This is a genomic window from Psychromarinibacter sediminicola (assembly GCF_029168335.1).
Taxonomy (GTDB): Bacteria; Pseudomonadota; Alphaproteobacteria; order Rhodobacterales; family Rhodobacteraceae; genus Psychromarinibacter; species Psychromarinibacter sediminicola.
Map to the genome: position 1 here is coordinate 1 of NZ_JARGYC010000084.1, position 17,831 is coordinate 17,831.

The window sequence follows — 17,831 nt, forward strand, 5'->3', positions numbered from 1 at the left end:
CGTCCCGCGCATCATCACCCCCAGCATGCCGTGCAAAGGGTGAATCACGTTCTCAAACCCCTGTCGAGGCAGAGTTTTTCAGCAGCCTGTTAGGGCCGATGCGGCACTGCACAACAGTCATTGTGCAGTTGCAGCAATAAGGGACATCTCCGCTGCACAGATTTTCCGCGCATTCGCCGGAACCTGTTCAACGATACATCGGCTTTTTCGCGCTGTTGCCCCCTGCGAACGCCTACAGCACCGACCGGTAGAGCCCCCGCACGGCCTCCGGCGTCAGCGCCACCGGGTTGCCGCCGCCGGCCGGGTCGCGCAGCGCCGCCGCCTCCAGCGCATCGAGGTCGGGGGCCTCTACCCCCAGAGCCGTCAGCGTTCGCGGAATCCCGAGACTGTCGTTGAACGCCGCGACGAAGGCGCGGAAGCCGTCGAACCCGCCGTCCAGGCCCAGATAGGCCGCCGCACGGTCAAAGCGGTCGCGGATGGCCGCGGCGTTGAAGTCGAGGACGGTGGGCATGAACACGGCATTGGTCGTGCCGTGATGGGTGTTGTGATGCGCACCCACGGGATGGCTGAGCGCATGGATCGCGCCCAGCCCCTTCTGGAACGCCACCGCCCCCATCGCCGCCGCGCTCATCAACTGGGCCCGCGCCTCGATGTCGCTGCCGTCGGCATAGGCCCGCGGCAGGAACTCCTTCACCAGCCGCATCCCTTCCAGCGCGATCCCCTGGCTCATCGGGTGGTAATGCGGCGAGGAATAGGCCTCGACGCAATGCGCGAAGGCGTCGAGCCCGGTGCCGGCGGTGACCGCTCTGGGCAGTCCGACCGTCAGCTCCGGATCGCAGATCACCACCGCGGGCAGCATCTTCGGGTGGAAGATGATCTTCTTCTCCCGCGTCTGCGTGTTGGTGATGACGCCCGCGCGCCCCACTTCCGAGCCGGTTCCGGCCGTGGTCGGCACCGCGACGATGGGCGCGATGGTCGCCGCGTCGGCCCGGGTCCACCAGTCGCCGACATCCTCGAAGTCCCAGACCGGGCGCGTTTGCCCGGCCATGAAGGCCAGCGTCTTGCCCAGATCCAGCCCCGAGCCGCCGCCGAACGCGATCACGCCGTCATAGCCGCCGTCGCGAAACGCCGCGATCGCGTCGTCCAGATTCCGGTCCGAGGGATTCGCGTCGACCTCCGCGAACACGGCCCGGCCAAGCCCCGCCGAACCCATCAACTCCAGCATGCGGGCGGTGATCTCCATCTCCGCCAGACCCCGGTCGGTCACCAGCAGCGGGCGCGAGATGCCCGCCGCGGCGCAGGCGTCGCCGATCTCCGCGACGCGGCCGGGGCCGAAGCGGATGGCGGTGGGGTAGGACCAGTTTCCGGTAAGCGACATGCAAGAGCCTTCCTGAAGGGGATGTCGCGCGGAATTAGCAGAGCCCCGCGCAAGCCTGTCAAGGCGGTCGGTCCGCCGCCGGTCCCGGGGGCCGACCATCGCGGCGTCAGCCTGCGTCGATTGCGCCGCGCCGCCGGCAAGAGGCTCCGACGGTCATTTCGAAGCGGATATTATAGTTCAGGATCAAAATCTTGCCGGTCACCAGGATGCCACCCCGCCGCGCGGGCGGCCCTTGCCCGTGCCCTCTGCCGACAGCCGCATCGACTGATTCCTGCTCGCGGCTGCCGGCGCCGACCCGGGGGCCGCCGCGATGTGCCAATCCGGCAACATTCGGCGCTGGCGATGTGGCAAGAGGCGGCCCAAACCGCGCCCCGCCAAGCATGCCGGTTGTCGCGATGCAGGCGGCCCTATACCGTCGCCCCACCTCGTGCAGATTGCGCTGCTCAACGCCCCAGAGGAGACATTTCCCGTGCCCCTGCGCCGCCCGTTTCGTATTGTCGCCAGCCTTGCCCTCGCCGCCGCCGCCAGCGTCGCCGCCGTTCCCGCCCAAGCCGCGGAGGACGACCCGCGGATGCAGCTTCTCGTCATCGGCGCCTCGCCCGAGGCCGGGCTTGAGGGCGGCCTGAGCGGCGACCGGCCGATCATCGCCATCGACGCGCTGCCCGAGGCCGGAGACGTCAAGCAGGAGGTCTTCGCCGCCCGCCTGCGCGCCAACCCGGTCTCCACCTTCGTCTCGACCCCCTCCGACGAGGGCAAGCAATTCGAACAGTTCTTCCTCGTGGCCCGCGCCGCGTTGGAACCCGCCGGCGGCAATCACCGCCTGTCACTGGGCCGCGCGCAGTTCTCGATGGAGGATTTCGCGGGCCGCCTCGGCTCTGCGGTGCAGGCGTTCGACCCCCGGCACCGGCGGATCGGATTCCTGCATATCGTCGACCCGGCCGACGCATTCCCCCGGGCTCTGCCGGAGCTGCAGACCGCTCTGGGCGGTCTCGGGTTCGACATGATGGTGCTGATGATCGAGGGCGAGGGCGCCGCCTGCGACACCGCGCAGCCTCTGCACTATTCGCTGATGGCCGGCCTGGCCGACCGGGCGCCCTTCGGCAATGCCGACGGCGCCTCGACCGTGGCCGAGGTCGAAAGCTACCTGACCGGCGCGCTGGCCCGCGCCGATGCCCGCGATTGCGGCCCCACCTACAGCCTGATCCTGAAATCCGGCGACGACCCGAACCGCGTTGTGGTCGAAGGCGCCATGCCGCCCTTCGTCGAGATGGAGACGCGGCTCTACCACGAGACCTTCGAGGCGATGTTCCTGCTGGAATCCGAAGACGCCGACACGGTCCACGCCTTCCTCGAAAGCTGCGTCTACTGCCCCAGAGAAGCCGAACTGACCGGCCGGCTGAAGGCGATGGAGGATACCCGCCGCACCGCCGCGCTGGAGGGCGAGATCTGGGAGCGGATCAAGGCCGACGACACCCGCGAGCGGCTGGCGATCTATGTCGAGAACTGCGCGCTGTGCGAGCATCGCGCGGAGGCGCTGGCCCGGATCGACAGGATCGACGCCAAGGCCGCCGCGTTCGAGCGCGAGCGCAAGGATTTCATGCTGGCCAGCGAGGCCCGCGACCTGCCGGCCCTGCGCGCCTATGCCGCCGATTGCGTCGCCTGCACGCACAAGGCCGAGGCCGAGGCACTGATCTCCGAGATCGAGGCCGACACCGCCTATATGGCGGAACGCGCCCTGCTGGCCGAAGCGGTGGAGATGCGCGACCCCCTCCGCCTGGACGAGTATCTCAAGACCTGCACGGTCTGCGACGGCCAGGACGAGGTCGCCCGCACGATGGAGGTTCTGGTGCGGCTGAAGGAGGTGCGCGACCCCTGCCTGAAGCTCGCCGGCCTGCCGCAGCACGACGGCCCCCGCAAGCTGGAAGACATCGACCAGGCCCAGGCCACCGCCGCCTGCGCGGCCGCGCTGGAGGAGTTTCCCGAGGACGGCCTGCTGCGCACCACCATGGGCCGCATCAAGCAGGCCGCCGGCGACGTCGCGGCGGCGAAGGCGGCCTACGCCTTCGGCATGGACCGCGAGGTGCCCGCCGCCTACGGGCTCGCCGCCTATAGCCATTACGCGCCCACCGACGGCAGCCGCGTCGACCTGGACAAGGTCGAGGAGCTGGCCTCCACCGGGGCCGAACTCGGCGACTGGCTCAGCCACGAGATCCTGACGGTGATCTACTCGAAGGATCTGGTCCCCGGCAAATCCGGCGAGGACGCCTTCGACATCGCCGCCCGCATCGCCGAGGAGGGCAACCCGCTCGCTCAATTCTTCGTGGGGTACTACTACCTCACCGGCACCGGCACCGAGCCGTCGGACAGCGAGGCCGAGGCCTGGCTGAAGAAGGCCGTCGACCAGGGCTATACCCACGCATACTCCTTCCTCGCAGAGCTGCACGAGCGCGGGACCGACGGCACTCCGCGCCCCGACATGGCGGCCGATCTCTACTGGGCGGCGCTGGAACAGGGCGATCCGACTGCGACCGATCGCCTGACAACACAGCTTAACAACCGGGACCGGGAAGTGGTACGGATCATCCAGGCGAAACTGCGTGAGGCGGGGCTGTATCGCGGACGGGTCGACGGGGTGGCCGGTCCTGGGACGGTGTCGGCGATCCGCGAATACGCGGACACGCTGAAGACGCAAGGCTAAGAGCGAGCAGAATCGAGGGGGCAGAGATGAGAAAGCACCTATTCGGGGCGGTCCTGGGCCTTTTGGCCCTTGTGATGGCGAGCGGCCAAGTGCAGGCCGCGGCCGGATGCCCGAAATCGCCGATGCGCGTGATGGTGGTGGGCGACAGCCTGGCCGACGGGCTCTGGGCCTCGCTGACCCGGACCTTCGCGCAATGCGACACGATGCGCGTCGTGCGGCTGACCGCGGTCTCCGACGGGCTGGCCAAGACCTCGGGCAAGGACTGGATCCAGCGCTATTTCGCCAAGGCCGGGCAGGTGCGCGACAAGTCCGCCGACATCGTCGTGGTGCAGCTCGGCGCCAACGACATCACCGCCATCCGCAACGGCCGCACGCGCGAAAGCTTCAACACCGAGACCTGGAATTCGCTGTACCAGAAGCGGGTGATGGAAATGGCCCGCACCTTCGAGGCCAACGCCGCCGAGGTGTTCTGGTTCGGGCTGCCCATCGTCGGCAACACCAGCTGGGAGCCGTCCTACCAGATCATCTCGCAGCTTCAGGCCGCGGCGGTGCGCAAGGCCGGCGGCCGCTTCATCGACATCCACGAGCTGACCAAGTTCGGCACCGGCACCTTCTCGATGAGCGGCACGATCGGCGGGCGGGTGATGCAGATGCGCGCCTCCGACAAGGTGCATTTCACCAAGCCCGGCTATGACTACGTCGCCTCCATCGTCCTGCCGGAAATCGAGAAGGTGATCGCCAATCACAACCGCCGGATCGCGCTGCAAGATGTCGAAATTCAGTAAGGCGCTCCTGCCGCTCGTCCTCGTCCTGTCCGCGGCCGCGTGCAGCACCGGGGCGGACCGCGCCGGCGCGCAGGATCTCGGGCTGGAGATCGTGTCGGCCCCCGCCCCCCGCGCCGAGACGCCGCCCCCCGAGAAGGAGGCCGTCAACGTGTCCAACCGACAGGAGCATTTCCGCCCGCCCTCCGGCGGCGCGATCCCGACCAAGGTGTCGCGCAACGTCACCCCGGACGACCCGCTGCGCGTGATGGTGATCGGCGACTCGCTGGCCGACGGCTTCGGCATCTTCATGAAGCAGATGGTCGCCAGCCGCGGCCTGCCGGTGACCGTGACCAACCGCGGCAAGACCTCCACCGGTCTCGCCCGGACCGATTTCTACAACTGGCCCGCCAATTTCGCCCCGATGGCCGCCTCCGGCGACCCGGACGTCGTGGTCGTCCATTTCGGCGCCAACGACAACCAGCCCATCCGCCTGCCCGGCGGCGGGTCGGTTCCCTACGACACGCCGGAATGGGACGCCGCCTATCGCGCCGAGGCGCGCAAGATCCTCGACGTGGCCGCCGCGAACGGGGCGGTCGTCTACTGGCTGGGCCCCGCGCCCGACCGCGACAGCCACCGCAACGCGCTTTTGACCAAGGCCAACCGCCTGTTCCGGGCCGAGGCGCAGGCAGCCGGCGCCCACTTCATCTCGCTCCCCGCCTTCGCGGCCGGTCCGAACGGCGAGTTCGTCAGGGTCGCGGGCGGCACCACGATCCGCGCGGGCGATGGCAGCCATTTCACCGTCGCGGGCTACAACATGGTCGTCGACCGCATCCTGACGGCGATCGAGCGGGACAACCCGGGCATCTTCATGCCGCCCAGCGTGGAGGTTGCGGGCCTGCAGTAACCCATGGTCTTCCCGACGCTCCAGTTCATCGGGTTCTTCGCCGTTGTCCTGGCGCTGAACGGGCTCGCCTGGTCGCATAACGCGCTTCGCAAGGCGCTGCTCATCGCGGCGTCCTACGTGTTCTACGCGGTGTGGGACTGGCGCTTCTGCGGGCTGATGCTGTTCGTCTCCGCCGTCGCCTGGGGGGCGGGTCTGGCCGTGCAACGCCCCGCACTGCGCAAGCCCGCCAAGGGGCTGGCCATCGCCGCGATGCTCGGCGTGCTGGGCTTTTTCAAGTATTTCGACTTCTTCATGCTGTCGCTGCAGCAGATGCTGCAGGGCACCGCCTTCGCGCGCGACCTGACATGGATGGTGGTGATCCTGCCGGTCGGCATCTCGTTCTATACGTTCCAGGCGATCTCCTACGTGATGGATGTCGACCGCGGCCATATCCCGCCGCGCCGCAACCCCGCGGATGTCGCGCTCTACATCTCGTTCTTCCCGCAGCTCGTCGCCGGCCCCATCGTCCGCGCCGCGCATTTCCTGCCGCAAATCGACGCCCCGACGCGCCCCGACGCCACCGCCCGCGCGGCGGCCGTGGTGCTGATCCTGTCGGGGCTGTTCAAGAAGATGGTGGTCGCCAACTACCTCTCGGTCCTGCTGGTCGACCCGGTCTTCGGCTTCCCCGACGGGCAGTACTGGCTGTCGGCGCTGGCCGCGACGCTGGGCTATGCGGTGCAGATCTATTGCGACTTCTCGGGCTATTCCGACATCGCCATCGGCGTCGCGCTGCTTCTGGGCTATCACTTCCACCGCAACTTCAACCAGCCCTACCGCGCGGAGTCGCTGCGCGCCTTCTGGCAGCGCTGGCATATCTCGCTGTCGACCTGGATCCGCGACTACCTGTATATCCCGCTGGGCGGCAATCGCGGCTCGGTCCTGCGGCGGAACTTCACGGTGATCCTGACGATGACACTCGCCGGCTTCTGGCACGGGGCCGGGTGGAACTTCATCCTCTGGGGCTTTTTCCACGGCGCCGGCCTGGCGGTGGAACGCTCGCTTCGCCGCCTGCATGTCCGCCTGCCGAAACTCGTGGCGATCGTCGCCACGCTCGTCTTCGTCGCGATCCTCTGGATCCCGTTCCGCGCCACCTCCTTTACCGAGACGCTGGGCATGTTCGCCGCCTTCACCCGGGCCGAGGGCTATGCCGCCCCCGAGATCACCGCGACCGTCTGGGTGCTGATCGCCATCGGCCTGGCGATGAACTGGCTGCCGCTGCACTGGCGGTCCTGGGCGGAAATGGGCCTCGCCCGGCTCGGCCCGGTGCTGCAGGCGGCGATTCTCGCCATTCTCATCTGGGTGATGTTCGCCACCGCCCAGGAGGGCGTCGCCCCCTTCATCTATTTCCAGTTCTGACCGCCATGCGCCCGATGACCCGCTTCACCCTCACCTGTTTCGCCGCACTTGTTGCAGCTTGGCTACTGTCCGGCGAACGCTTCCTCGACGCCGTGTTCGGGATGATGGACCTGGGGCGGGTCGACGATACGATCATCGCGGGGGTTGTCGTGCTGGAAGACTGGAAGGCCGGTCTTTCGCTGCCGGATGTCTTTGGCCAGCTGCGTGCGGCAATCCATCAGGGATTGGGATTGCGGTGACATGTATTGGACAAGACGCGCGGCGCTGGCCGCATTGGGGGCCCTGGCGCTGACCGGCCCCGCCCGGGCCATCGAGGCGCCGGGGGTCGGAATCGATTACCTCGAAGCGCTGGGCCAGCCCGGCGCGCTGAGCGAGCAGGTCGCCTACCTGCCGCCCTCGGCCATCGACCCCGCCTACAGCCACGTCATCTACATCAACGCGGCGCTCTCCGGCGACGGGGCGCAGAAGATGTGGATCCTGGAACGCGCCAATGGCGGCTGGGCGCTGGCGCTGTGGGACCAGGATTACTGGGACGGCAAGGGCGAGGTGCCGAGCTACAGCTGGCCGGTCTCGACCGGGCGCTACTACCGGGGCAACAACCGCTCCGGCCCCACGCCGCTCGGCATCTTCAACGTCGACGACCGGGCGTTCCGCCATGTGAAGGGCTGGGGCGCGCCGGGGATGTACAACTCGATCTTCATCGACCTGCACTATTCCGGCGGCCGCATGTCCGGCGTCGCGATGCACGGCACCACACGGTCGAAATACCGCCTGCTGGGCCGGCCGGACAGCCATGGCTGCATCCGGATGGAGCAGCCCAATGCCGATCTCGTCTGGGAGCTGTTCCACGGCGACGGCCGGCCGGGCGCGGAGTCGCCGCTCTGGACCGCCGCGGTGCCGCGCTACTTCACCTCCGAGCCGCAGCAGAACTGGAATCCGCGCTGGAACTATGTCCGCGACGGATCCTACCTCACGGACGAGGCGGGCGAGCGGCTGACCAAGGCGGGCTATTCCGCGCTGTTCGTGATCTTCCGGGACGACCTCTGATGCGGCTTGCGGGGCTCGTCGCGCTGGCCGCGCTCCTCGCCGCGCCCGTGGCCGCCGGGGCCGCCACCTGCCGCCCTGTGGTGGAACGTGTCGCCCCGCCGGTGAACCCCTGCACCGGCCGCGCCCGCGTGCGCCTGTCTGCGGTGGGGGACGTGCTGCTGCACCGTTCGCTCCAGGCGCACGGGCTGGCCAGCGCGAACGGCTATCGCGAGATGTGGCGCTATGCCGAGCCGTATTTCCGCATGGCCGATATCTCCTACGCCAATCTCGAAGGCCCCGTGGCCCGTGGCGTGAACGGCAGCTTCACCGCCGTCCGCGACCCCGGCCCGCGGCTCGACGACAATGTCTATACCGGCTACCCGCGCTTCAACTACCACCCGCGTATCGCGGGGCAGCTGAAGGCCGCCGGGATCGACGTCGTCTCGACGGCCAACAACCACGCGATGGATCGCGGGGCGCTGGGCGTCGACCGCACCATCGACGCGCTGAAGGCGGCCGGGCTGGCCTACACGGGCACCATCAAGAAGGGCGCGGCGCGCGATTTCGTGGCCTATGTGGCAAGCCCCGCCGGCGCGGTGGCCTTCATCGCCTGCAGTTACGACACCAACGGCATCTCCGACCCGAATCGGCAGGTGCTGTTGTGCTATCGCGACCGCGCCGAACTGCTGGCGCTGGTCCGGCGCGAGGCGGCGCGGCCCGACGTGGCGGGCGTTATCGTCACCCCGCACTGGGGCGGCGAATACAGCCACGCGCCCGACGCGAACCAGAAGAGCCTCGCCCGGGCGCTGGCCACGGCCGGAGCCACGGCGGTCATCGGCACGCACCCGCATGTGGTGCAGCCGTGGGAATGGCTGCCAGGGGCAGGGGGCACGAAGACGCTGGTGATCTACTCCACCGGCAATTTCGTCTCGGGCCAGCTTGCGCCGATGAACCGCCGCACCGGCCTGCTGGCGATGCTGGAGATGTGCCGCGCGCCCTCGGGCAAGCTGGCGGTGGCGAATGCGGGCGGGCTGCCGATGCTGATGAACCGCACGCAGAACGGCCCGCTCCTGACCCCGGCGGGCAGCACGTCGGGCCCGGTCTCGGACACCGCGCGCGCCCTCGTGGCGCGCCATGTCACGCAGGCCGGCCTGACCGTCGATTTCCGCTGCAGCGAGCAGGCGGAATGATCCGCGGGGCGCTCATCGCTCTGCTCTTCGCGCTGGCCGCGCCGGCCCAGGGGCAGACCCTGCTCAATGCCTTCCTCGCCCCGGCCACGCCGCGCGCGCTCCACGTCCCGCCGACATCGGCCCACCAGCCGTTTCCGCAGGCGCAGGCCCGCGGCCTCCTCAACTTCCGCGGCAACCCAATGCGCAACTGGTACGGCACCGGGCCGCTGCCGCGGAACCCGCAGGTCCTGTGGCGCGTGGGCACCTTCTGCGGGCCATCGTCGGAGGGCGGCGAGACCCGTACCTGGTGCGGCACCGGCTGGACCGGCCAGCCGGTGATCCGCGCCGACACCGTGCCGCCGGAGGTCATCTTCGGCGCATACGACCATTCGGTGCATTTCCTGAACGCCGAAACCGGCGTCGACACCCGCGCCCCGTTCCCGACGGGCGACATCATCAAGGGGTCGGTCACGCTCGACCCGACGGGCGCGCCGATCCTCTATTTCGGCTCGCGCGACAACCATCTGCGGGCGATCCGGCTGGACGACGGCGAAGCCACCGAGCTCTGGCGGCTGTCCTCGATCACCGGCGACGGCATCTGGAACAACGACTGGGATGCGAATCCGCTGGTCCTGGGCGACGTGCTGCTGACCGGGTCGGAGAACTCGTGGTTCTACGCCGTCGCGCTGAACCGGGGCACCGACGCGCAGGGCCGCGCGACCGTCGCGCCCACGGTTCTCAACCGCATACCGGGCTTCACCAAGGAGCTGTTCTCGCTCGTCGGCGACCGCATGGTCAGCATCGAAAGCTCGCCGCTGGTCATCGGCGACAGGGTCTATTTCGCCAATTCCGGCGGGCTGGTGCAGGGCTATTCGATCCCGAAGCTGCTGGCCGGGGCCGACCGGGCCGCGGCGCTGACCTTCGAATACCACATGGGCGACGACGTCGACGCCACGCTGGTCGCCGATGCCGAAGGCTTCATCTATGCCGCCGCCGAGAACGAGCGCCGCGACAATCCGGCGAAACGCGCCTCGGGCCAGCTGGTCAAGCTGAACCCGGCGAAGCCCGACGCGCCCCGCGTCTGGGCGCTGGCGCTTCCGGGCACGATCGGCGGCAAGGGCGGGCTCTGGGCCACCCCGGCGCTTTTCGCCGGGCATCTCTATGTGCCGACGCATCAGGGCGGGCTTTATGCCATCGACGCCGCGACGGGGCGCATCACCTGGGAGCACGACTTTCCGGAACATACCTGGTCCTCGCCCGTGGTGATCGACGGCGAGTTGCTGGCGCCCGACTGCTCTGGCACGATCTCGCGGTTTTCGCTGAGCAATCCCGCGCGGCCCCGGCTGATCTGGGCCTGGGACGTGCCCGGCGCGGGGTGCTGGGAATCGACGCCGGCGGTGTGGGACGGCGTGATCTATATGGGCAACCGGAACGGTTACTTCTACGCGCTGGGCGACGACCCGGCGGCCACGAAAGGACTGACCCTTGTCGAGCTGCAGTAGGATCGTCGCGGCGCTCGTCGCTGTGCTTCTCGCGCTGCCCGCCGCCGCGCAGGAGATCGTCATCACCTTCGGCGGCGACACCAATTTCGCCGGCTCGCGCCAGAACCCGAACCCCGACCTGATCCGCAAATGGGGCGTCCACACGCTGGACGAGGCGACGGCCACGCTGAAGACCGAGTGGACCGGGGATATCAACTTCGTCAATGTCGAGACGGTGGTCGGCGACCGCAACGGGGCGATGAGCGGCAAGCGGTTCGTGTTCCGCTCGCATCCCGAGCAATTCCGCCACCTGATGGATCTGGGCGTGAATGCCTTCGCGCTGGCCAACAACCATTCCTGGGATCACGGCTGGCCCGGCATCGAGATGACGCAGGCGTTCTTCTCGGGCGAGGACCGCCCCGACCGCCCACTGCTCTTCGCCGGGATCGGCACCGAGGACGTGGCCTTCGCGCCCAAGGTGATCGAGGTGAAGGGCGTGCGCATCGCGCTGTCGGCGATGTCCTTCGGCTCGGGCGCCTTCAGCCCCACCGCCACGCGCGCCGGGATGGCGTACAATTCGCAGTACGACCGCATCCTCGACGGGCTGCGGGAGGCGGAGGCCGACATCAAGATGCTGTCGGTCCACTACGGCATCGAGAACGATATCAATCTCGGCTGGGGGCAGGGCGAGATGTTCCGCCGGGCGGTGGAGGAGGCGGGGGTGAACCTCGTGATCGGGCATCACCCGCATGTGGTCCGCGCGGTGGAGGTCCGGCCCGAGGACGACGCGGCGATCTTCTACTCGCTCGGCAACTTCCTGTTCATCGGCGGGGCGGAGAAGGATTCGAAGCCCGTGGGCCACGACTACGGCCTGCTGGGCAAGGCGTATTTCGACATGACCGGGGGCCGTGCGCGCCTGCGCGCGCTGGAGGCGGTGCCGCTGAAGGGCGTCCACGAGGTGCCGCGCCACCCCTCGCCCGCCCGCGCCACGGCGCAGGTGACCCATCTGAACGGCCTGTCGGAGCGCAATCTCGGCGCGCTCGCGGCGCGGTTCGCGCTGTTGTCGGAGCCGACGCCGCGCGGGTTGGCCTGTTACGGCGGCCCCTACGGCCCGGCGGCGCGGGCGCGCTGCTGCACGATGGAGCGCAGCGTGCATTGCGACCTGCCGGACCTGATGTAGGGGGCCGGGCTCTTGCCCCGTTGGCCGTGCCGCGGGCCCCGATGGCGCGGCATGGCGTATTTGGAACGAGAAGAAGGGGGATGCGCGCTCAGCTTTGCAGGTAGCGGAAGATGGCGGAGGCCAGCCAGCCCGCCGCGATGGCCAGCGCGATGGACAGAAGCCCGTAGATCATCGCCTGTTCGTGCGCCAGCACGTAGAGGAAGCGTTCCAGCCCCACCTTCTGCACGTAGATCACCGTCTCGTGCGCGTCGATCACCTGGCCGCCGCGGGTCAGGAAGATGCGGGCGGTGTAGTTGCCCTCGTGCAGGTTCGCCGGCAGCGCGATCGAGGTGCGGAACAGCGTCTCCTCGGAGATGTCGATCGTGCCTTCCTTGAGCTGGTAGAGGTCGTCCTCTTCCCGGATGCGGATCAGCGCGTCGGTGAAATCGGCGGTGTTGGCCGTGATCGTGGCGCCGCCCACCGCACGGATCGCCCGCCGGATCGACACCTTGTGGCGCAGGTCCTCGACATAGGACAGCACCTCTCGGAACGGGGCCGAGGTCGCCACGGCGTAGAAGCTCGGCGCGCGGTCGATCTCTACCGAGTCGGTGTTGACCCAGATGCCGGCCCGCCGCGCCTTGCGCCAGACGGTCAGCGGCACCGAGGGGCCGGCCACGGCGACGGCGACATGCAGGGGCTCTGCGCCCGCAGGAATCGGCTGAAAACGCTTGACCGCGCCGAAGATCAGGATCTCCGAGCCGTCGAAATCGGCGGTGATCGACACGCGGGTCTGGCTGAGCCCCGCGACGACTTCCTCGGCGCGGGCGGGCAGGGCGGCCAGCAGCAGGAGTATCGCCACGACCCAGCGCATCACACCCCCACCGCGTCCTTGATCGAATAGGGCTCCGCCGGCGGCAGAATCAGGTCCAGCCCCAGCTTGCCGCAGACCCCCAGCACCAGCAGCGCCAGCAGGATGCGCAGCTGCTCCGCCTTCATGTGCACGGCGAGCCGGGTGCCGAACTGCGCCCCCACCACGCCGCCGAAGATCAGCACCAGCGCCAGCAGCATGTCGACGGAGTAGTTGGTCGTCGCGTGCATCAGCGTGGTGAAGCCGGTGACGAAGATGATCTGGAACAGCGAGGTGCCCACGACGACCTTCGTCGGCATCCCCAGAAGGTAGATCATCGCCGGCACCATGATGAACCCGCCGCCGACGCCCATGATCGCCGCCAGCACGCCCACCGCCGCGCCGACCAGCAGGGGCGGGATCACCGAGATATACAGCCCCGAGGTCCGGAACTTCATCTTGAACGGCAGGTTATGGACCCAGTAGTGCTTTTTCCGCTTCGGCGCGCCGCCGCTGCGCCGGGCCTTGCGCATGGCGTTCAGGCTTTCGACGAACATCAGCCCGCCGATGATGCCCAGGAACACCACGTAGAACAGCGTCACCATCAGGTCGACCTGCCCCACCCGTCGCAAGAGCGCGAAGACCTGCACGCCGCCCGCCGAGCCGACGAGACCGCCCGCCAAGAGGACCCAGCCCATGCGCAGGTCCACCGTCTTGCGTTTCAGATGCGCCAGCACGGCCGAGAAGGACGACGCGACGATCTGGTTGGCGCCCGTCGCCACGGCCACGGCCGGCGGGATGCCCACGAAGAACAACAGCGGCGTCAGCAGGAACCCGCCGCCCACGCCGAACATCCCCGACAGGATGCCCACGATGCCGCCCAGCCCCAGAAGGAGGAAGACGTTCACCGAGACTTCGGCAATGGGAAGGTAAAGTTGCATGGGCACCCGAAGGGACGAGGGGGTGCTCTCCTAATGAACCCAAAGCGGACCGCTAGTCAAACCGGTGGCCATAGAATCTGGAACCGTTGCATAACCGGTCCGATATGGCCTAGCCGTCGCGCAGATAGCGGCGCAGGATGCGCTCCAGCTTGGCGGCGCCCAAAGGGGCCATCGCCTTGGTGTGCGCGTGGCTGATCGCCTCGTCGCTCATCCCGGCGGCCATGTTGGTGACGGTCGAGATCGCGGCGACCTTCAGGCCCAGGAAACGGGCGAGGATCACCTCCGGCACGGTCGACATCCCCACCGCGTCGGCGCCCAGCGTGCGGATCGCGCGGATCTCGGCCGGCGTCTCGAAGGAGGGCCCGGAATACCAGGCATAGACGCCCTCGGTCAGCGCCACGCCCTCCTGCTCTGCCGCGGCCGTCAGCGCGGCGCGCATCGCCGGGTCGTAGGCGTCCATCATCGGCACGAAGCGCGCGTCGGTCGGCTCGCCGATCAGCGGATTGAGGCCGGAGAAGTTGATGTGGTCGCTCAGCAGCATCAGCTCGCCCGGCGGGATGTCGGGCCGCATCGACCCGGCCGCGTTGGTCAGGATCAGCGCCTCGGCCCCCAGCGCCGCCAGCACCTCCAGGGGCAGCCGCATCGCGTCGCCCTTGCCGCTTTCGTAGTAATGCGCCCGCCCGCCGAAGACGGCGACGCGGGTGCCCTCCAGGTCGCCGATCACCAGCTTCGGAGTGTGCCCGCTGACGCCCGCATGGGGAAAGCCCGGCAGGTCGGCATAGTCGATGGCGGTGCCGTCGATGGCGTCGGCCAGGTGGCCCAGGCCGGAGCCCAAAACGAGGCCGACGCGCGGCGGCGCGTCGCCGGCACGCGCGCGGATCAGGTCGGCGAGGGATTGAACGTCGCTCATTCAGACATCTCCAAAACGACAGACGGCCGGCCCAGGCGTAGGGTGCGTGCCCGGCACGCACCGCCCGCCGCCTCACCGCTCCTTGACATAGGGCTGCCCGCCGGCGCGCGGCGGAATGGCCCGGCCCACGAAGCCGGCCAGGATCACCACCGTCAGGATGTAGGGCAGCGCCTGCATGAACTGCGTCGGGATGTTGATGCCGAACAGCTCCATGTTCTGGAACCGGTTGCCCAGCGCGTCGAGGAAGCCGAACAGCAGGCAGGCCATCAGCGCGTACCACGGCCGCCACTTCGAAAAGATCAGCGCCGCCAGCGCGATATAGCCGCGCCCCGCGCTCATCTCCTTGACGAAGCCGGCCGCCAGCCCGGTCGCCAGGTAGGCGCCGCCGATGCCGCACAGCACGCCCGCAATCACCATCGCCATGTAGCGCAGCCGCACCACCGAGATGCCGGCGGTGTCCACCGATTCCGGGTTCTCGCCCACCGCGCGCAGGTGCAGCCCGAACCGCGTGCGGAACAGCACCCACCAGGCCAGCGCGACCGTGACGATGGACAGGTAGACGAGGATCGTGTGCCCCGACAGAAGGTCGGAATAGACCGGCCCGAGCACCGGCACGTCGGCCAGCGTTGCCGCCCCCGGCAGCTCGATCGGGGCGAACCGCCCGCTGCCGGACAGCTGCGGCGTCCGCCCGCCCAGCCCGAACCAGGTCTCGCCGATCACCACCGTGATGCCGGAGGCGAGGAAGTTCAGCGCCACGCCGGAGATCAGCTGGTTCCCCCGGAACGTGATCGAGGCCAGCCCGTGGATCATCGACAGCATCAGCGACGCGACGATGCCGGCCATCATGCCGATCCAGACCGATCCGGTCATCGCCGCGACCGAGGCCGAGAAGAAGGCCGAGATCAGAAGCTTGCCTTCCAGCCCGATGTCGATGATGCCGGAGCGTTCCGAGAACAGCCCCGCCAGGCAGACGAAGACCAGCGGCGTGGCCGAGCGCAGCGTCGCGTCCAGGATCGGGATGATCGTGCCCAGGTCCATCGGCTATCCCCTCGCCGTTGCAAGCCGCCAGGCGGCGAAACAGAAGAATGCGCCCAGCGCGGACTCGATCCCGCGGCGGGCGCGCTGATAGGCGGCGCGGACCGGCGCGGCGGACAGAACCAGCGCCCAGGCGCCGTGGCAGCCGAACGAGATCGCGAACGAGCCCAGAAGGAACAACGCCACGATGCCGGCGCCGCCGCCCTCGGTCGCGCCGATGCTGGCGATGGCCAGCCAGAACACGATGGCCTTGGGGTTGGTGATCTGCAACAGAACCCCGGCCAGCCACAGCCGGCCCCAGCCCAGCCGCGCCACGCGCACCGCGCGGAACTCCGGCGGCTCGGCCGCCTTTCGAAAGGCGCCCCAGGCCAGGTACAGAAGGTATCCGGCGCCCACCAGCCGCAGCACCTGCATCGCCCAGGCGACGTCGTTCAGGATCAGGCCGACGCCGACCAGGGTGCCGAGATTGAGCAGCACGCTGCCGCAGGCGATCCCGAGGCTCGTGACCAGGGCCGGCGCGCGCCCCTGTCCCATCGAAATGCCGACCAGCATCGCCACCGCCGGCCCCGGCGAGGTCGCGGCGACCGCCAGGATGCCGTAGGCCGCGAGGAAGCCGGGCAGGTAGGGCAGGATCTCCATGACTCAGGCCCCCGCCCTGGCGAAGAGTTTCTCGAACGGCATCCGGATCATGTTGTCCAGCGCGCCCGTGAACAGGATGACGAGCGCCTGGATCACCAGAATCATCTCGCGGCTGACCGCCGGGATCTCGAATTCCAGCTCGCCGCCGCCCTGGTAGAGCATCCCGAACAGGAGCCCCGCCAGGAACACGCCGGCCGGGTGCGACCGGCCCATCAGCGCCACCGCGATGCCGACAAAGCCCGCGCCCTGTACCGGGTCGATGACAAGCCGCTCGGCCTCGCCCATCACCGCGTTGATCCCCATCAGGCCCGCGAGCCCGCCGGAGATCAGCATGGTGATCATGGTGATCTTCACCGGGTTGATCCCGGCATAGACCGCCGCCTTCTCCGACTGCCCGAAGGCGCGGATCTGATAGCCCAGCCGCGTGCGCCAGATCAGCAGGTAGACCAGGATGCAGCAGGCGATGGCCACGAAGAAGGTCACGTTCAGCGGCGCCGAGCGCGAGAAGGGCAGCCCGATCCAGGACGCCATGTCATAGGCGTTGGGCAGATGCGTGCCATCGGGGAATCGCGCCGTCTCGGGCGCCATGGATCCTTGCGGCTTCAGCACGTTGACCAGCAGGTAGACCAGAAGCGCCGAGGCGATGAAGTTGAACATGATCGTGGTGATCACGATATGGCTGCCGCGCTTGGCCTGCAGATAGGCCGGAATCGCCGCCCAGGCCGCGCCGAACACCACCCCCGCGATCACCGCGAAGGGCAGCGCGATGATCCAGTGCGGCCACGGGATCGACAGGCACAGCAGCGCCACGCCGAGGCTGCCCAGCGCCGCCTGCCCCTCGCCCCCGATGTTGAACATCCGCGCCTGGAAGGCGACGGCGACGGCCAGCCCGGTGAAGATGAAGTTCGTCGCGTAGTAAAGCGTATAGCCCCAGCCGTAGGTCGACCCCACGGCCCCGTTGACCATGATCGAGATCGCCTCGAACGGGCTTTCCCCGATGTACAGGATCACCAGCCCCGACACGATCAGCGCCAGAAGCAGGTTGATGAACGGGATGAGGGCCACGTCGACCCATTTCGGAAGCCTGGTCATCGGGCGGCCCCTGCCCGGACGGGCCTCAGACGAAGAGCTTTACGATGGCGACCAGCGCAAGGGTCAGCCCCGAGGCCACGACCATCGGATACCAGCGGTTCTCGCTGTTGATCTTCGAGGTCTCGGCGATCAGCTTGGCGATCTCCGCTTCCATCCTGTTCAGGTTCAGCCGACGTTCTTCGTCTGTCATAGGCAGGGCCCTCCCGCTCCGAACGTCCCGGATTCGGGTTAATAGATAGTTGCCCATCGGCATCCGTGCAAATGGCCCACACGAGACGACGCTGGATCGGCCGTGGGCCATTTCCACCTGCCTCGCGCGGCGGAACGCCGTGCAGCGCCGCCTCTCGGCGATTGCTCTGCAATCGCCTGTCGGCAGGGCATTTCGTTTCGAAA

At 68.6% G+C, this 17,831-nt stretch carries 17 protein-coding genes; 9 read left to right on the top strand and 8 right to left on the bottom strand.

From position 1 onward, the window contains the following. Positions 1-232 precede the first annotated feature (232 nt). A complete protein-coding gene (locus P1J78_RS21195) occupies positions 233-1,378 on the bottom strand; it encodes an iron-containing alcohol dehydrogenase (protein ID WP_275569388.1) in 1,146 nt (381 codons plus the stop codon). Positions 1,379-1,847: 469 nt separating this feature from the next. Here P1J78_RS21195 and P1J78_RS21200 point away from each other — a divergent pair, with 469 nt between their 5' ends. The 9 genes from P1J78_RS21200 to P1J78_RS21240 are packed head-to-tail and all read left to right on the top strand — an operon-like array spanning position 1,848 to position 11,995. Continuing rightward, a complete protein-coding gene (locus P1J78_RS21200; RefSeq protein WP_275569389.1) occupies positions 1,848-4,076 on the top strand; it encodes an SEL1-like repeat protein in 2,229 nt (742 codons plus the stop codon). Between the two features lie 26 nt (positions 4,077-4,102). Next, positions 4,103-4,861, top strand: a complete 759-nt coding sequence (locus tag P1J78_RS21205) for a DUF459 domain-containing protein (protein WP_275569390.1) — start codon at positions 4,103-4,105, stop codon at positions 4,859-4,861. Beyond that, entirely contained in the window at positions 4,845-5,744 is a 900-nt protein-coding gene (locus tag P1J78_RS21210) for an SGNH/GDSL hydrolase family protein (RefSeq protein WP_275569391.1), read from the top strand. The genes P1J78_RS21205 and P1J78_RS21210 overlap by 17 nt, the downstream gene beginning before the upstream one ends. A gap of 3 nt (positions 5,745-5,747) precedes the next feature. Continuing rightward, positions 5,748-7,139 (top strand): MBOAT family O-acyltransferase, encoded by a 1,392-nt coding sequence (locus tag P1J78_RS21215; protein ID WP_275569392.1) that lies wholly within the window; start codon positions 5,748-5,750, stop codon positions 7,137-7,139. A 14-nt stretch (positions 7,140-7,153) separates the two neighbouring features. After that, positions 7,154-7,378 carry a hypothetical protein gene (locus tag P1J78_RS21220; RefSeq protein WP_275569393.1) on the top strand — a complete coding sequence of 75 codons (225 nt, stop codon included), beginning with the start codon at positions 7,154-7,156 and terminating at the stop codon, positions 7,376-7,378. Position 7,379: 1 nt separating this feature from the next. Continuing rightward, a complete protein-coding gene (locus tag P1J78_RS21225) occupies positions 7,380-8,186 on the top strand; it encodes a L,D-transpeptidase (protein WP_275569394.1) in 807 nt (268 codons plus the stop codon). After that, a complete protein-coding gene (locus P1J78_RS21230; RefSeq protein WP_275569395.1) occupies positions 8,186-9,355 on the top strand; it encodes a CapA family protein in 1,170 nt (389 codons plus the stop codon). The genes P1J78_RS21225 and P1J78_RS21230 overlap by 1 nt, the downstream gene beginning before the upstream one ends. Further along, positions 9,352-10,836 carry an outer membrane protein assembly factor BamB family protein gene (locus tag P1J78_RS21235; RefSeq protein ID WP_275569396.1) on the top strand — a complete coding sequence of 495 codons (1,485 nt, stop codon included), beginning with the start codon at positions 9,352-9,354 and terminating at the stop codon, positions 10,834-10,836. Before P1J78_RS21230 ends, P1J78_RS21235 begins: the two co-directional genes overlap by 4 nt. Next, on the top strand, positions 10,820-11,995 hold the full coding sequence (locus tag P1J78_RS21240) for a CapA family protein (protein WP_275569397.1): 1,176 nt from the start codon (positions 10,820-10,822) through the stop codon (positions 11,993-11,995). The genes P1J78_RS21235 and P1J78_RS21240 overlap by 17 nt, the downstream gene beginning before the upstream one ends. Positions 11,996-12,083: 88 nt before the next feature. Here the strand turns inward: P1J78_RS21240 and P1J78_RS21245 are convergent, their stop codons facing one another. The 7 genes from P1J78_RS21245 to P1J78_RS21275 form a co-directional block, all read right to left on the bottom strand. Further along, positions 12,084-12,845: a TIGR02186 family protein gene (locus tag P1J78_RS21245; RefSeq protein WP_374213387.1), complete on the bottom strand. Its 762-nt coding sequence runs from the start codon at positions 12,843-12,845 to the stop codon at positions 12,084-12,086. Then, positions 12,845-13,762 carry a sulfite exporter TauE/SafE family protein gene (locus P1J78_RS21250; protein WP_275569399.1) on the bottom strand — a complete coding sequence of 306 codons (918 nt, stop codon included), beginning with the start codon at positions 13,760-13,762 and terminating at the stop codon, positions 12,845-12,847. Before P1J78_RS21250 ends, P1J78_RS21245 begins: the two co-directional genes overlap by 1 nt. A 109-nt stretch (positions 13,763-13,871) precedes the next feature. Further along, positions 13,872-14,672 (bottom strand): purine-nucleoside phosphorylase, encoded by an 801-nt coding sequence (locus P1J78_RS21255; protein WP_275569400.1) that lies wholly within the window; start codon positions 14,670-14,672, stop codon positions 13,872-13,874. Between the two features lie 72 nt (positions 14,673-14,744). Beyond that, on the bottom strand, positions 14,745-15,710 hold the full coding sequence (locus P1J78_RS21260) for an ABC transporter permease (RefSeq protein WP_275569401.1): 966 nt from the start codon (positions 15,708-15,710) through the stop codon (positions 14,745-14,747). A gap of 3 nt (positions 15,711-15,713) precedes the next feature. Next, a complete protein-coding gene (locus tag P1J78_RS21265) occupies positions 15,714-16,346 on the bottom strand; it encodes a LysE family translocator (protein WP_275569402.1) in 633 nt (210 codons plus the stop codon). Between the two features lie 3 nt (positions 16,347-16,349). Beyond that, a complete protein-coding gene (locus P1J78_RS21270; RefSeq protein ID WP_275569403.1) occupies positions 16,350-17,438 on the bottom strand; it encodes an ABC transporter permease in 1,089 nt (362 codons plus the stop codon). 25 nt (positions 17,439-17,463) lie between these two features. Continuing rightward, positions 17,464-17,628: a hypothetical protein gene (locus P1J78_RS21275; protein WP_275569404.1), complete on the bottom strand. Its 165-nt coding sequence runs from the start codon at positions 17,626-17,628 to the stop codon at positions 17,464-17,466. Positions 17,629-17,831: the final 203 nt, after the last annotated feature.